Origin of the sequence: Endozoicomonas gorgoniicola, assembly GCF_025562715.2 — a bacterium.
GTDB lineage: Bacteria > Pseudomonadota > Gammaproteobacteria > Pseudomonadales > Endozoicomonadaceae > Endozoicomonas_A > Endozoicomonas_A gorgoniicola.
Map to the genome: position 1 here is coordinate 316020 of NZ_JAPFCC010000001.1, position 15080 is coordinate 331099.

Genomic DNA, 15080 nt, shown 5'->3' on the forward strand with positions numbered 1-15080 from the left:
CTCAGGCGTATTTCATCTAAACTTCAGCTTGTTTTAGTTTGATTGGTCATTATTATGTCTGGTAACCACTCAGCCACTCAGCTTCACCCCCGCAATATTCATCAGGGTTGCTACAACTTTGACGATCTCTGCTCCATTCATCCGGAGCTTGAAGCCTTTGTTAAAGCGGACCCCAGTGGGGATAAAACCATTAATTTCTCTGATCAACAGGCGGTGGTCTGCCTGAATCAGGCACTATTGAAACAGCATTACCAGATTCAGCACTGGTCGATTCCATCGAATTACCCCTGTCCCCCCATTCCCGGCCGGGCAGACTATATCCATTATGCGGCCGACCTTCTGAAGTCGGTGAAACTGGGTAAAACCCCGGTAAAGGTTCTGGATATTGGCACCGGCGCTAACCTGATTTACCCCATTATTGGCAGTCAGGTCTATGGCTGGCACTTTGTTGCCAGTGATATTGACCCGGTCTCGGTTGAGTCGGCAAAGACGATTGTTAACAGCAATAGCAACCTGTCAGACAAGGTGGATGTTGTCCTGCAAAACAACAGTCAGCACTTTTTTAAAAACATCATTAAGAAAACGGACCAGTTTGCCCTGACCCTGTGTAACCCGCCTTTCTACGCTTCTAAAAAAGAAGCGGAAGCAGACACACTACGGGAATGGAAAAACCTGAAAAATTCAGAGGTCGAGCGTGGCAGCCAAATGCAGGTTGACAGCGAAAAACAGCTTAACTTTGGTGGGCAAAGCAATGAGCTATGGTGTGATGGGGGTGAGATTCGCTTTCTGAAAGATATGGTGAAAGAGAGTGCTGAATTTGCCGAGCAGGTGTTCTGGTTTACCAGTCTGGTGTCTGAAAAAGACAACATTACCCCTTTACGTCAAATGCTGGTAGATGTGGGTGCCATGCAGGTGAAATTGAGGGCGACGAGCCAGGGGCAAAAGATCAGCCTTATGCTGGCATGGAGTTTTATGATGGTTGAGGAACACCGTAACCCTGAGTCGCTTTAATCGGAACACACGCGCCTGTTGAGCTGGGCGCGTGTGTTCGCAAAGCTCAAGTGTCCCAGTCACCGTAAAAGTTCCCACTGTGGAACTGTGGGGGAGGATGTCAACTAAACTATACTGTTGACCCAGTGACGCAGGGTGCCTGTTTGATGTGTAAGTTATCAGGCTGAGATCATACCTGTTGAACCTGATCCGGTTAGTACCGGCGTAGGGACAGTCGAGATGTCGCCAGCTTGTTTATTCAGCTCTCCCAGATGCGTTGCTATTCCGTTCATATTTATATTGGAAATTAACGCATGTCAGATATTGTTATCTCAAAAACAGACAACTCCAGACTTTCCCTGTTGCTGAACTGGTACGCCAACCCCTACCACACTCCTATTTTTATGGCACATTATCTGGGGTTTTATGAAGAAGAAGGGCTTTCGCCTGCCATCATGGAAACCACCGACCCTTCTGATGTAACAGACATAATTGGTCAGAACAAAGTGGATATTGCCCTCAAGGCGATGATTCATACCTATGCGGCCAGGGCTAAAGGGTACAAAGTGGTCTCAACCGGCACACTGTTCCATGAGCCGCCAACAGGCATTATCTTTTTGAAGTCCAGTGGCATCAATGGCTTTGAAGATATCCGGGGTAAAAGGATTGGGTATATTGGGCGCTTTGGGAAAATTATCATTGATGATCTGGCCCGGCGGGCAGGCATTGAACCGAATGCCTATGAAACCGTTCGGGTTGGAATGAATATGACCGACGCCATTCTGCAGAACCAGGTGGATGCCGGCATGGGAATAGGCTGTTTTCAACAGGTGGAACTGGAACAGGTCAGTGGGCAGGAAACCGGAATCCTTCGGGTGGATGAGCTGGCTGGTCTGGGTTGCTGTTGTTTCTGCAGCATTCTGTTTCTGGTCAATGAAGAATACCTTGTGAATCATAAGGACGAGGTTCGCCGCTTTATGAAGGCAACCCAGCACGGTGTTCAGTGGACGCTGGAAAATCCGGAAAAAGCCTGGGACCTGCTGTGCCAGAACATTCCCCGCTTAAGAAACGACACTTTCCGCAAGATATACATCAGCTGTCTTCCTTATTTTTCAAGGGATCTGGTCAATGTTGACCGCGACTGGGATAAGGTGGGTCGTTATGCGCAGGAACTGGGCATTACCGATGAGTCCATGCAGGCTGACAGCTGTTACAGCAATGAGTATCTGCCGGAAAGGCCCTATGCCGCTTTCCAGCCTGTGGATGGCAGTTACCTTTCTGAGGTGAGAGCTTCCTGATCCTTTCTGTTCTTTACTCTCTGCTTTTAACATTGGAAGCCTGTTAGCAGGCTTCCTTCCTTCGAACAGGCTTTCCTGCCCTTAACCCTGTTTCTCAAGCAGCGCAGTGGCAGGCTGGAAATAATTGTTCTTCAATTCGTTCCCCCGGATGGTTGGGGACCTCTTGACAGGCGAGGCTGCATCTCGGGGGGTGGCTCTGAAATTCCCATGACTTTGAGGGTGCCAATCAATCGGTCAAGATAGTCCGGATCTGGATAGTAGTGGCCATCCGTAGGATTGCCGCTGCCATGAATTTTGGATTTCTGGGGTGGGTCGCCCCAGATAACCACATTATCCCTTTGGCGACTGAGTGAAGTTCCGAATGACAGAACAAACCCTCTTTTGTAGGCTTCCAGCAGCATAAAAAAGGCTTTTCTTCCCTTTTCGGTATCAGGTATGAACGCTTTTCTATCATCCTTGACGTAATCAACAGCCGCTTCCTGCCCAGGTTCCCGGTACTGACCGGCGGGGGTTGAGTAATCAATTTCAAAAAAACGGTCATAACATTCGTTTGCCAAACATGAGTGCCGGATGCTTTTCCAGGTTAGTGATCCTGAAGGTTGCGGACCCTGCCGGTCCACCAGGTGCCGCCGGCACATTGGGCAGTTACCCGAGCTGGTGGTTAATGCTCTGCTGAGGCAGGATTTATGAATATTTTTGCGGCAACAGGGCGCCTTTAAAAATGGAGAATCCGGATTGTCAGCGAAGTCTTCAAAACAGATAGGACACTCTTCTAACGGTTCAGTGGTGCTATGTACTGGCTGAAACTGATAAGTGGATTTTGCTAAGTCGGCTCCCGGTCCATCAATTCTGACGTAGTCAATCCGTCCCGAGGGTTCTACCAGGGCTGAGGGCGAAGCATCAGATACCTTCAAATTTTCGTAAATGGAAAAATCACTGCCCAATGGCAAGGCTATTTCATGAGGTCGTAATTTAATGTTGGGCAGTAACCGTAAGTTATCACCAAGGGTATCGAATGATGGAATTATCTTTTCTTGATTTTTTAACGTTTTCACCAGTGCCGGAGTGACCTCGCTATTGTCAATTGTGCCTGTCAACAGGGGCACGCCCTGATGCAGGTAATGATCGTATAAAGTATCAAATAGCAAGAACTCTTCAGTGGAAGCGGATATATAGATCAGCTCAAGCAGCGACATCTGGGGAATCTTCAGGTTTTGTTCAGTATAAGGCCATGGGGCAAATATTCCTGAGTGAGTACGAAGTGCCTCGGCCATTTTGTGGCTAATGTCTTCCTTTAATCGCCTCTGTACCCTGATCCAGTTTATTCTCTCAGAGGCTATTTCAACAAAAGGTCGCGGAGTATTTTGTTGGGTGTATTCCCTCATAGTGCCTTTGCCGCATTCTATGGGGGTGTGGTAATTCCAGCGAGTGGGTAAATCTTTTATGGCAGCGACCCGGTTGGAAATGGCTCCTTCATCTTCCTGCCTGATAAGCTTTTTCAGTGTGCTCCAGAGCTTGTAATTGATGCCTTCAGCTTCAGGTCTCAGGGTTTTAACGGCACTTAATATGTGGGCGTAGAGGGTATGTCTTTTGTTTATATCGAACACTTCATTGGGGTATAGCAGGGCTTTCTGTATGTTATCACGCAGACCGGCAGGTGCTGATTTTATAAAATCTGTAAATTGTATAGTAAAGGGGTAATCCATTGAATGGTGGCACCTGAAAGCATGATAGATAGCCGCAAAGGAAAGTAGTATTGTTTCACTGTCGTCAAACTCTATTCCTACGCTTTCAAGTAACTGACGATAGGCCGAACTGACCAGAACGGAACGGATAAGGACTCCCCTGAGTTCGTTGCCAAGTAGCAGAATATCTCTACCCAACTCATTCGTGTGCTGAGCATGGAGTTTATCTTTTGTCTGATAATAAAAGGTTAGTAACTCAATAAAACGACTGATGTTATCTGCAAAACACTCGCTGTTCATCAGGTTCGGTAGAAGAGTGCCTGCAGCGAGATGACTTCTGAAGTAACCAACATAAGATTGCTGGTTTAAATAGTCCATTTCCTGGAATAAATCTAATGGGGTGTCAGAATCGGTGGTTTTGAGTGCCTGCTCAAGACGAACCATACCTGTAGCAAGACCAGTAATGATGTCGAAAAAGTTGTCTGGCATTATGTCTGGTGGAAATTCAGGCAACTGAAAGTGGCGTTTGAGATATAATTCTTTACTCAACCATTCCCGGAAACTTTTTAGAGAGCCAAGCTGCCGAAATGCCCCTATCCCGTCGTGCATTATAATGGGAAGGTCTCCTTCTGCACCCGCGTTAATCAGTTCGTTTACCGCAATAGTCAGTTCGGGGATACTCTGTCGGTTCATCATGACGACGGCTTTTGCAGCACTCGCTTCTTTTCCGTCGAAATTACCAATCACCTCGTTGTGGCGTCCATATTGGGAAGGGCATCTTGATAGGGAAGGGAATCTTGACCTGCGTATACCTTCCATAAAATCGCCGGACTCAGCAATGTGTCCACTGGTTTCTGTTACAACTCTCAATGAACGATGAATAATACGTTCTTCTTCCAGCTTATTAATCAGGGATCGTTTGTTGGGGTGGTTTTTTACTTTCCTTCCCTCAGGCGTCTTGCAACTGTTTAACCCTGTTTCCAGATTATTTTTAGACTGGGTAAAAGCGTTGCTTTTAAAGTGCGCTTTTGTTTCTATCGCCTCTGGCGAATAGGCAAAGCCCACACCAGTATGTGCAGTTTCAGGCATAAAGGGGGTGCCATAGCCTGGTGTCACCAGAGAGGCCGATACCCATCGAGGGGTTCCTTTTTTTTCAAAAAAATCCTTCATAGCCTGATCGAAACTGCCGGTATCTCTCAGGCTATCCTTAACCAGCATCCTTACAATAAGCCCGTGCCTATTGAACTCGTTATTAAGACGGTTCCATTTGAGGTTGGTTTCCTTGAGCATTTGCTCGTGAGGCTTCTGCTCTGCGGTTGCACCATTCGCATCATCAGGAAAAATGGCAGAGTTGCTGCTAATCAGATGTGCATCAAGGGGGTTTTCTTTTAAACCTGTGATGGATGTTGAGTCACTGCGCGTTATACAAGACATGCAAAAAGGCACTTTGCCTCCATCCTGTTTTGTAAAGCCCGGGAATAATCGATTGTCGCAGTGATCATTAGAACAAGCGGGGAGGTTGGACGATGCTAAAAACGGTTGCATATTCTGACTAATAACTTGCAGGAGTGATTCATCAATAGCCCATAACGTAGTATCCCCCTGTACTTTACAGTCGGGGCAATCGGCTTGCCCTGATGCTCCCAAAAGCCTGTAGCAGCTCTGGCAGAGGTATATAGAATTCTGATCGCATTCACATAATCGCTTGTGAGGGAATAGTGGTGGACCTCCGCAGTGGTTACATTTGACCTCAGAGTCCTTGAAATAACCCAGCAGCCCTTTTAGGGCCTCCTGAGAGGGACGGAGGGTTGACGACGATGGTGAGGAAGTATCGACGGCGTAGGCACCATAGTCCTCTGGGTCAACCATATGAAACCGGTAGGTGAGAGGGTTTATCGCCTTAAACAGGGCGGTGAATCGTATCGATTTTGGGACAATTTCTGTGACAGACCTTTCTGGTAATAGAGCTTTGATTAAATAGCCGACAGGCGATTCTGTTGGAATGTTGGAAGGGACAAAGCTCTGGATGACTTGCGATTGTTCAGGTACGTCATAGGGAACAATGGGGTGGTCATTGGTGTCAGTGAAATGAGAAGGTGATTCCTGATGACCAGTGTAACGGTCAGAGTTCGCTCTGATCAGATCTATTGCCCGCCTTAATGCCTCTTGTTCAATCAGCTGCAGAATGTATTCGGCAACGTTCAGGCTCGACAGCTGAGTAATTAAAGCGTGTGAGGGACTTTTAACGATATGCTGCCCCATTAAAACAGGTCGTATATGAGGAATGGGCAAGGGTTCCCACACCAACTGAAGATACCAGTGGCAGTCGTTGCTTGCTTCACCGCAGAGATCCAGTCGGTGGACGTATCCCTGCTCATTAAACTCAAGGGTGCTGCTCAGCTCCGATGCAGAAAGGAGAGGCTGGATCGTTCCGGGCGATTCGATCAGGGCAATCACCCGGTCAATAATGGCCTGATTTAACAGGCTGGCCGCATGCCCCTGCCGCACCTCCATTTGGTGATAGAGCTGGGATTCAATAGTACCGGGCAGGTTTTCTGAATCTGACACCGGAAGATGAAAAGTCAGGGCGTGTTGGTCATGATAGCGTAGTTGAACAACTACGCCATGGCCTGAAGTTTGTTGGAACCACGAAAGGTCAATGCTTTCGATACGGTTTCGGGTGGCAACCAGGTACAAGGTGTCCCACGAATCTGGAAACGAGGCGTTTTGAGCCTGACGGGGTAATGTATTAGCGTTGCCGGGAAAGGGGGTGATGCGTAAGTGTTCATGGGGGCTGAATTGGCTGTAGATTAACTCCATGTAGAAGCGTTGCGCAATTTCATAGTCGCCTGTCTGTAATTGCTCGCTACCCCGCCGATGTCCCGTAAATAGACTGTATAAGCTATTTATCAGTCTGGGAAAAAGAAAGGCCGCCAGAGTTCCCGATGCCTGTGCGGCAACAGGGGATTGAACCCATCGCCCGGTGACAGAGGCAACGCTGGATCGAATAATGTTAAAAAGAAATGAATAGATGACGAAGTTGGTTGCGGTGTCCATGCTACCTTCAGATAAAATCCTGTCGTATTTTCGGAAGGTTGTATCCTGCCCAACGCGGAAGTAAACACCCAGTGGAGCTTCAAAATGCAATTCAACGTCGAGAAGTTTCCCGGCATCAAGTATGCTGCTCTGAGTCTCATATGAGATGAACACTGAAGACAATAAAAAAAAGACAAAGAGTAAATGCCTGAATCGATTCTGCCTTTTTTTGATCATTACAGACCGCCAGAGAAATTATGTTGAGCCGAATGTGCCGAACAAGATCCCTATGATAGGCTTATATTTTCTGTTACACAGTAAAGCATATGACAGCGGACAGCGCATAGCTGCTGTAATTTCTCTTCCCTGTGGTCATCATTAAGCAGTATTACTCTATCACCAGCGAGTTTTTTTCAGCTGGTTCTGGGATATCTACTTTCTCCGGAATACACACTCTGAATCAGGTGAGTAGATCGTTTCATGACGCTCTACTCAACCTGCGCAACACTTAAAGAGACGCTTCTGTTAACCCGGCAGTCCCCTCTGCCTGCTCAATAGCTTTGCTTTTGGCCACCAGCCTGGCAATCACTTTAGACAACATGAAAGTCACCACTGCCATCACCAGCGCAGCCAGAGCCAGTTTGGTGAAGTAGCCGGTGTATACGGAATTAACGATTTCTTCCGTTAATTCAATATCCTTCGGCAAAGCAATTTTAGTGGAAATAACGGCCGCCAGAATACCAGACAGTGACAAGGTAACTGCTCTCAGTCCCATAGCGAATGCTGACAGGGTCTTTGGCACCATTTCCAGAATAAAACCAACACCAAGGGCACCTACAATCAGTTCGGCAATGGCTTGAAAGAAGTGAACCATCATGACCCAGTCGGCGGAGATTTTACTGTTCTCATCAACAAACTGGGTAGACAATGCCAGCAGGCCAAAAGCAATAGCCGTGAAAACAAAGGCTGCAGCAAACTTGGTGGGAATGGTTGGGTTAAAGCCCTTCTTCTCTAACCAGGAATAGGCAAAAATAACCGGTGCGCCAATGACAAAACACCAGAGAGGGTTAAAGGCTGAGTTTGCTTCCGGAAGAATAGGGATAATGCCCAGCAGACGATCCCCCATCAGGTTGATGGCGTAAATATTCATAGACGTCATCATCTGCCCATAATAGAAATAAAAGCAGATCATGATAAACAGCATAATCAGTACACAGCCCATTCTGTATTTATAAGCGGTAGATGCCTTAAAAATACAGGAAATAAAATACAGGATGGCAGAGACACCCAAAGCGTAAAGCAGGTTTTTACCTTCATCCAGGTTGCTGAAAATCCAGAACACCACACCCAGCATGGCCACAGAGCCAAGCGCAAACAAAACCCAGACGGTTTTTCTCACAGGCCGTTGGTCAAAGTCATTGCCCACTGCCGTCAGCTGTCGGCGGAAAACCCAGAACATCAGCACGTTGCAGCACATCAAGGCAAAGGAAATGTAGAAGTTACCCCGGTAGGCAATGTAAGCCACAAAGAACGGGAGCAGGTAGTGCGCCAGAAACGACCCGAAGTTGTTAATGGAATAATTAAACGTCAGGCCTTTCTGAAAATCATCCCGCTGATCATCAGGGAAAGAGTTACCCAGCAGTACCGTCGGACAGGTAGCCGACAGTCCCCGTGCATAACAGATCACGGCAATGGACATAAGACTGAGAGGAATACTGGCAGTAGATGCACCAATACCCAGCATCAGAAAACCAACAGCGTAGATGGTATAGCCGATATAGACGGCCCGGAATGCACCAATATAACGGTCAGCAATAAAGCCCCCCACCGCAGAAAACACCGGCCCCACGGCACCAAAGGCACCCAGAACCATAATTGTGTCTGCCTCGCTGTAGTTCAGCTCATTAAGGAAGTATTTGGTGAGAAGGACATAGACGCCGTAAAAAGCGGCTCCCCAGAGAAATTGTCGCAAGATAAGCAGTCTTGCCGTTAAAGGCAGCTTGGAAATAAAACCAGACACAGTTTTCTCCCTGTTATTCTGAGAATTGATCTATTGAAATGACTTAGTATTCATTTACTGTCGTTTATATTTTTGGTTTGGAGCTATTCTTTGGAGCTATTCTTTAGAGCTACTCTTTGGAGCTATTGCTGCGGAACCCGGTTTACCCGAATCCATCAAGGTAAACTAAATCAGGAACAAGGCATGTGACGACCCTGCTCCTGAGAACGCACTATTAGGCAGGTTGCAGAGATGCCTCCTGACAGGCAATCGCTTCACTTCTGGCAATCAGCCTCTTAATCAGTCTGGACAGTATCAGCGTGACAAAGAACATGGCAAAAGCAGCCAGGGCCAGATTGGTAAAGTAGCCGGTATAGACGTTATTAATCACTTCCGTGGTCAGCTCTATATCCTTAGGCAAAGCAATTTTGGTAGAAATGACTGCGGCCAGAATACCGGACAGTGACAGGGTAACGGCACGCAACCCCATGGCAAACGCCGAAACACTCTTTGGCACCATCTCGATGATAAAGCCGACACCGAGAGCGCCAACAATCAGCTCTGCCACAGACTGAAAGAAATGAACCATCAGAATCCAGTTAGCGGAGAACTTACCATCGTTACCGATATATTGAGTAGAGGTCGCCAGCAGGGCAAAGGCCATGCCGCTAAACACAAAAGCGAACGCAAACTTAGTTGGGATAGAAGGCGAGATACCCTTCTTCTCCAGCCAGGTATAAATAAAGATCATGGGCCCGCCCATAATGAAACACCACAGCGGGTTAAAGGCGGCACTGGATTCAGGCATGACCGGAATAAAGCCAAGCACCCGATCCCCCATCAAATTGATGGCGTACAGGTTCATGGAAGTCGACATCTGCCCATAATAGAAATAGAAGCAGATCATAATAAACAGCATGACCAGCACAGAACACATCCTGTACTTATAGACAGCCGGAGCGCGGATAATCAGGGTGATAAAATAGAGAATCGCCGCCGCACCCAGAGTATAAAGCAGGTACTTACCTTCCGTCAGATTGCTGAAAACCCAAAACACCAGCCCCAGCATCGTCAGGGAAACAGCGATAAACATCATCCATACCTTGATGCTTAAAGGCTGCTGGTCGTGATGGTTGCCCACTGCTCTCAGCTGTTTACGGAAGATCCAGAACATCACCAGGTTGCAGCACATCAGGGTAAACGACAGAAAAAAGTTACCCTGGTAGGCAATAGCGGCGATGAAGAAAGGAAACAGATAGCGTGCCGTGAAAGAACCCAGGTTATTCAGTGAGTAGTTGACGGTAAGACCTTTCTGAAAATCTTCCCGGTGCTCGTCAGAAAACGAGTTACTCAGCAAAACCGTCGGACAGGTGGCGGATAGTCCCCGGGCGTAACCGATCAGGGCAATCGCCATGATGCTGAGGGGAATATTGACCAGCGACGCACCAACCCCCAGCAGCAAAAAGCCAAGGGCATAAATGGAATAGCCAATGTAAACCGCACGGAAAGCACCAATATAACGATCCGCAAGAAAACCACCCACCGCAGAAAAAAACCGGACCTACCGCACCAAAAGCGCCCAGCATCATAATCGTGTCGGCTTCACTGTAATTCAGCTCATTAAGAAAGTATTTGGTTAGCAGTACATAGACACCATAAAAAGCGGCGCCCCAAAGTAATTGCCGAATAATCAGCACCTTTGCCGTTATGGGCAAACGATTTGCGAAGACAGACACGGTTTTCCTCAGAAAAAATCAACTGACTCAGCAATTCAAAAAAACAGGTTGAATAATGTTGAACTGCCGGTGTTGATAATGGGCGGAAGATTAACACGGGGGAAAAATCAGAAAATTGACCTGATACAGTAATCCTGAATTCGTATCATAAGTGCATAACCTCTGTAACCAGAGGATTGTTTCAGAACCTTTGAAGTGAATCAGAACTCAGGGGTATTCTGTAAAGCAACCAAACCATACAGAGGAAGCCAAGGATGGCCTATACACACCTGAGCTCTGAAGAGAGATATTATATCGAAACTGAACTCAAAAATGGGACTTCACAAAACAAAATTGCTAAAAAGCTTGGCCGTTCACAGCCTACCGTGTCGCGAGAAGTAAACCGCAATAAAGGGCAAAGAGGGTACAGGCACCAACAGGCTAATCGCACAGCTCGGCAGCGGCACAAAGATAAGCCAAAAGCTATTAAGCTGACAGACGACATTAAACAACGTATTTCAAACGATATCCGTTCAGATTGGAGTCCTGAACAAGTGGCTGGAAGGCTTGAAAAGGACGGTGTAATCAAGCTGCATCATGAGACGATTTATCAATTTGTAGCGGATGATAAACGGCGCGGAGGCTCGCTCTATAAGCACTTGAGGCACCAGAAAAAAACTTATCGAAAGCGATACGGTTCAGCTCATAACCGAACCGGTATACCAAATCGGGTTGGCATTGAAGAACGCCCCGAAGTGGTCAACAACAGAGAGCGAGTTGGTGACTGGGAAGCTGATACTGTAATAGGTAAAAATCATAAAGGAGCCATCGCTACATTAGATGAACGAAAAACCAAGCTTCGCCTTGCTGTCCCTCTACCAGGCAAGAAGGCAAAAGCGGTTAAACAGGGAATAATTGACGTACTCAAGCCTCTGAAAAGGTTTGTAAAGACAATAACATACGACAATGGAAAGGAGTTTGTTCAGCATGAATCAATTGCCAAAGCTTTAAAATGTGACAGCTACTTTGCTGCCCCCTACCATTCTTGGGAAAGAGGCCAGAATGAGAATGCTAATGGTTTGCTAAGGCAGTATTTCCCCAAGTCGATGGAGCTTAATGGCGTGACAGAAAAAGATGTCATCATTGCAGTGGATAAGCTGAACAACAGGCCAAGAAAGTGCCTGGGCTACAAGACTCCTTATGAGGCATTTAAAGAGTCAACTGGAATAGATGCAAGAAAAGTCATGGGTTATGCACTTATGACTTGAATTCAGGAATTAGTGTTTATGGATATTTTTTAAACAGAAATACTTAAACAGAGGCATTCATTACGAAAGCTCCATAAAAAGGCTTCCAATTGACGACGATATTGGAAACCTTTGTTTTGGTTGATAAGTGACCGGAAGAGCACCAGCATATTCCACTTCCTGCCCCTTCTTCTGATGACCGTCAAGAAAGGAAGAGCTGCTTTTGATTTTAGATGACCCATGTTGGCCACTGCATAATAATCTCAGTGAAAGCCAGATCAGGGAGCATGTGAAACGGCACAAGACCAGTGGCGGGACGCGAAGCGATGCCGGGCGGCTTTGCTGTTGCGTAAGCGTAGGTATCGAGCCCACCACGAGTTACGCAATATCTGGGCTAATCCTCACCGCCATAAAAATCAAATACGATTCTTATCCCATACTCAGCTAGTTGATTAATAACTTCTACATCTAATTCAAACATGACATTTTCTTCAGAAAATATACCCAAGAGGAATGTGCAAACACCTCCAGAACCAACAATTTTAGAAATATATTTTTTGTCAAACTGCCTTAGCCAGCGTTTTAATGTAAGGGGAGCGGCAATAAAAAGATTACCAACCATTTGTCATTCCCACGAAAGTGGCAATCCACCACGAGCAGTGGATCCCCGCCTGCGCGGGGATGACGTTGGGATGTTATACGTTGCTACTCCCCTAAGTTCTAGACAATCTCCATCAAACCCAAGAGGTAGCTGATGTAGGTAAAAACCAACACTTGTCTGTTTGTAATTTCCACCTAACAGTTTCCCTCCTTTTGTCTTTCTTTCACATCCAACAGAATGAGAGTACTTAATGGGTAATCTGAAAGCATTTTCAATTTCTCTCGCCTCTGTGGATGCTATTGCAAAAATTATCTTAAGGAACATCACATACGTCTAAGATATAGATGGCACTGGTGTTTTCATGAAAATCTACTCGCTCTGAGAGGTGATATTAATGACAAATACCGTGTATGCATCAGGAAAATGTCACTCAAGAGAAAAATAGCAGATGCAGGAAGGGGTTTATAATGTTGACTGAAGTAGAGCTTTTTGACCGGAACAACCTGCTGTGCCTTGATAATCCGGCTAATTTCCAGAACACAATGAATGTTACCGGTGCCTGTTATGTTCCTAGCAGCTGGACAACTGACCTGAGTAATGAATGGGTGCTTGCAACACATAAACCCTCCTACTTCTCTGGTTATATTTTTCGGGGTGACGTCAGAAACCCACTAGAGATTTTGGAAAGTGGTTTTAGCCTAAGCCTAGATGTCCCTGATAGGCAGAACCGGTATCTGTATAGGCTAGTGTCCGGGGCTTCGAGGGGGAATACAGGTCGCTACGGCGTCTCTACAAGTGTCTGCGCTTCTGCCTGTACCCGATACGCCATGAACATGTTTTCCGTGCATAATATGAGTCTCCGGTATTTCGACGGTTATATCTACCTCATTGACGCTGTAGATTTTAAAGGCTTTGCCATTCCCAGCCTTCGTCCCAATGATCCTATAGCTATCAGATTTCCCCATTTACGGGAAGTTCATGAAGTTAACTTTCCTAATCCCATTCCCAATTTTAAAATTGTAGGTGTTGTATACTTTCCGGGGGTAAATAGTGTTACCGAACCGACCATGTGGCCTGAATACCCACCAAAACTCATGCTGGCTGTAAACCCATACTATTCGGCATCTTTCGTCTATGAACAAGAAAAGACAGGTATGGAAGCTGCGAAAGTGGTTGTAGACCGCTTCAATGACCCGCGTGACTACCCGCATGACTGGGTTATGGTTTAATTGTTGAAAACCACATCTAAATTAATGTCTGTTCAGTCAACCATTGCAAGGTTTGCACAAATACTGTCGCGAATGATAAACCCTGATGTTGAGGTTATTGATACAATGCGGCTAAGGAATAGCAGGAGCAGCAAGTGGATGCTATTGCCAGAATTATCTTAAGGAACGTCACATACGTCTAAGATATAGAAGTCACTGATATTTTCATGCAAATCTACTCACTCTGAGAGGTGGTATTAATGACAAATGCCGTGTATGCATCAGGAAAATGTCACTCAAGAGCGCCCCAAGCTGCTTGCGGCTTAACATCTACGAGTAACTTTTTCCTCTATCTGCAGAATTTTCCTATGATGGAGAGGAAGGTATACCCGGGCCAGAGACCGTAAACACACTGGTGCTTTTTGCCCGGTCAAGAGAGAACCTGATGTGTGGGGGCAATTAAAAGTGTTCTGAAGGAATACTATCCGGTAGCTTTTCTTCAGATTTCCCCATAACAACCCTGTGCCGTTTATCCCGGCTTCCTTGTTCATAGGTCAGGCAAAGTTTGGTTTCCTGCCAGTCCACTTTTCTTGTTTTGCGTTTGTCTCCCTCAGTTTCTTCATCGAAAAGAACTACAGGAATCATGCTGCTATCCATTTCGCCGATTAGCTGCCTGCCTTCTCCTACACATTCCTGACGGTTCTGTAATGAAGCTGTAGACTGTTCATTCATGCAACGGACGTGACTCAATGTTATCGCTCGTACAGACGACACAGGTGCAGTAGAGCCGTAATGCTCTTCCATTTTCTGTGAAGCTGTTTCAAAAGAGCTGTCTGATGCAAAATCAACCAATCGTCGTTGTAATGGCTGTGAATAAAGGATAACCCAACCATTCGCCTGCGATTTCCATCGTGATCACTTCACCATCAGCCAGCTTTGGTGGTGTACCACGGCATCGTAGGGGGGCAGTTATCAATGAATTGTATAAATCGTTAATCAAGCAAAATAAATTTGCCTGAATTCAGGATATACTGTTTTCATTAAATACAATTACATCGGCATCACTTTTTTCATCATCAAAATGTTCATGTTCCCAATCAGGGGTGTTTTCCATTTCGTCGGCGCATTGCAGTAAGAATTTTGCTAAACGACGAAGGTCGTCTGAATTCGTTTGAAACGTAACTTCCGAAAATTCAGATAACGTGTCAGCATCGTTTTTGGTATATCCAAAGCATTTCATAGATTAAAACTTCCCTTCATTTTATGCGCCAGGGCACTGGTTGGGGGCATTTTGGCAACCG

The 15080-nt window shown here is 46.2% G+C and carries 10 protein-coding genes and 1 riboswitch; of the genes, 4 read left to right on the plus strand and 6 right to left on the minus strand.

Features of this window, described 5'->3' with window-relative positions; translation table 11 throughout:
* Positions 1-54: 54 nt before the first annotated feature.
* Both rlmF and NX722_RS01445 read left to right on the plus strand, forming a co-directional pair.
* Complete coding sequence (gene rlmF, locus NX722_RS01440; RefSeq protein WP_262566386.1) at positions 55-1011, plus strand: 23S rRNA (adenine(1618)-N(6))-methyltransferase RlmF; 957 nt, start codon at positions 55-57, stop codon at positions 1009-1011.
* A 121-nt stretch (positions 1012-1132) separates the two neighbouring features.
* A riboswitch (TPP riboswitch) is annotated at positions 1133-1240 on the plus strand.
* Positions 1241-1304: 64 nt separating this feature from the next.
* Entirely contained in the window at positions 1305-2288 is a 984-nt protein-coding gene (locus NX722_RS01445; RefSeq protein WP_262566387.1) for an ABC transporter substrate-binding protein, read from the plus strand.
* 131 nt (positions 2289-2419) lie between these two features.
* On the opposite strand, the gene NX722_RS01450 is transcribed toward NX722_RS01445, so the two are convergent.
* The 3 genes from NX722_RS01450 to NX722_RS01460 form a co-directional block, all read right to left on the minus strand.
* On the minus strand, positions 2420-7246 hold the full coding sequence (locus NX722_RS01450) for an RING finger domain-containing protein (protein ID WP_262566388.1): 4827 nt from the start codon (positions 7244-7246) through the stop codon (positions 2420-2422).
* Positions 7247-7517: 271 nt separating this feature from the next.
* Complete coding sequence (locus NX722_RS01455) at positions 7518-9029, minus strand: peptide MFS transporter (protein WP_262566389.1); 1512 nt, start codon at positions 9027-9029, stop codon at positions 7518-7520.
* Positions 9030-9243: 214 nt separating this feature from the next.
* Positions 9244-10551 carry a peptide MFS transporter gene (locus NX722_RS01460; RefSeq protein ID WP_262566390.1) on the minus strand — a complete coding sequence of 436 codons (1308 nt, stop codon included), beginning with the start codon at positions 10549-10551 and terminating at the stop codon, positions 9244-9246.
* A gap of 447 nt (positions 10552-10998) precedes the next feature.
* Here NX722_RS01460 and NX722_RS01465 point away from each other — a divergent pair, with 447 nt between their 5' ends.
* The gene (locus tag NX722_RS01465) at positions 10999-11991 is read left to right on the plus strand and encodes an IS30 family transposase (RefSeq protein WP_262563592.1); all 993 of its coding nucleotides are present in this window, start codon (positions 10999-11001) and stop codon (positions 11989-11991) included.
* Positions 11992-12364: 373 nt separating this feature from the next.
* On the opposite strand, the gene NX722_RS01470 is transcribed toward NX722_RS01465, so the two are convergent.
* On the minus strand, positions 12365-12592 hold the full coding sequence (locus NX722_RS01470) for a hypothetical protein (RefSeq protein ID WP_262566391.1): 228 nt from the start codon (positions 12590-12592) through the stop codon (positions 12365-12367).
* Between the two features lie 446 nt (positions 12593-13038).
* On the opposite strand from NX722_RS01470, the gene NX722_RS01475 reads away from it, so the two are divergent.
* Positions 13039-13800 (plus strand): hypothetical protein, encoded by a 762-nt coding sequence (locus NX722_RS01475; protein ID WP_262566392.1) that lies wholly within the window; start codon positions 13039-13041, stop codon positions 13798-13800.
* A gap of 438 nt (positions 13801-14238) precedes the next feature.
* Here NX722_RS01475 and NX722_RS01480 read toward each other — a convergent pair whose 3' ends face one another.
* Both NX722_RS01480 and NX722_RS01485 read right to left on the minus strand, forming a co-directional pair.
* On the minus strand, positions 14239-14583 hold the full coding sequence (locus tag NX722_RS01480) for a hypothetical protein (protein WP_262566393.1): 345 nt from the start codon (positions 14581-14583) through the stop codon (positions 14239-14241).
* A gap of 217 nt (positions 14584-14800) precedes the next feature.
* The gene (locus NX722_RS01485; RefSeq protein ID WP_262566394.1) at positions 14801-15019 is read right to left on the minus strand and encodes an Imm32 family immunity protein; all 219 of its coding nucleotides are present in this window, start codon (positions 15017-15019) and stop codon (positions 14801-14803) included.
* Positions 15020-15080: the final 61 nt, after the last annotated feature.

Coding starts and splice junctions, on each gene's coding strand:
- rlmF (WP_262566386.1), top strand. CDS start 55: ATGTCTGGTAACCACTCAGCCACTCAGCTTCACCCCCGCAATATTCAT.
- NX722_RS01445 (WP_262566387.1), top strand. CDS start 1,305: ATGTCAGATATTGTTATCTCAAAAACAGACAACTCCAGACTTTCCCTG.
- NX722_RS01450 (WP_262566388.1), bottom strand. CDS start 7,246: ATGATCAAAAAAAGGCAGAATCGATTCAGGCATTTACTCTTTGTCTTT.
- NX722_RS01465 (WP_262563592.1), top strand. CDS start 10,999: ATGGCCTATACACACCTGAGCTCTGAAGAGAGATATTATATCGAAACT.
- NX722_RS01470 (WP_262566391.1), bottom strand. CDS start 12,592: ATGGTTGGTAATCTTTTTATTGCCGCTCCCCTTACATTAAAACGCTGG.
- NX722_RS01475 (WP_262566392.1), top strand. CDS start 13,039: ATGTTGACTGAAGTAGAGCTTTTTGACCGGAACAACCTGCTGTGCCTT.
- NX722_RS01480 (WP_262566393.1), bottom strand. CDS start 14,583: ATGGAAGAGCATTACGGCTCTACTGCACCTGTGTCGTCTGTACGAGCG.
- NX722_RS01485 (WP_262566394.1), bottom strand. CDS start 15,019: ATGAAATGCTTTGGATATACCAAAAACGATGCTGACACGTTATCTGAA.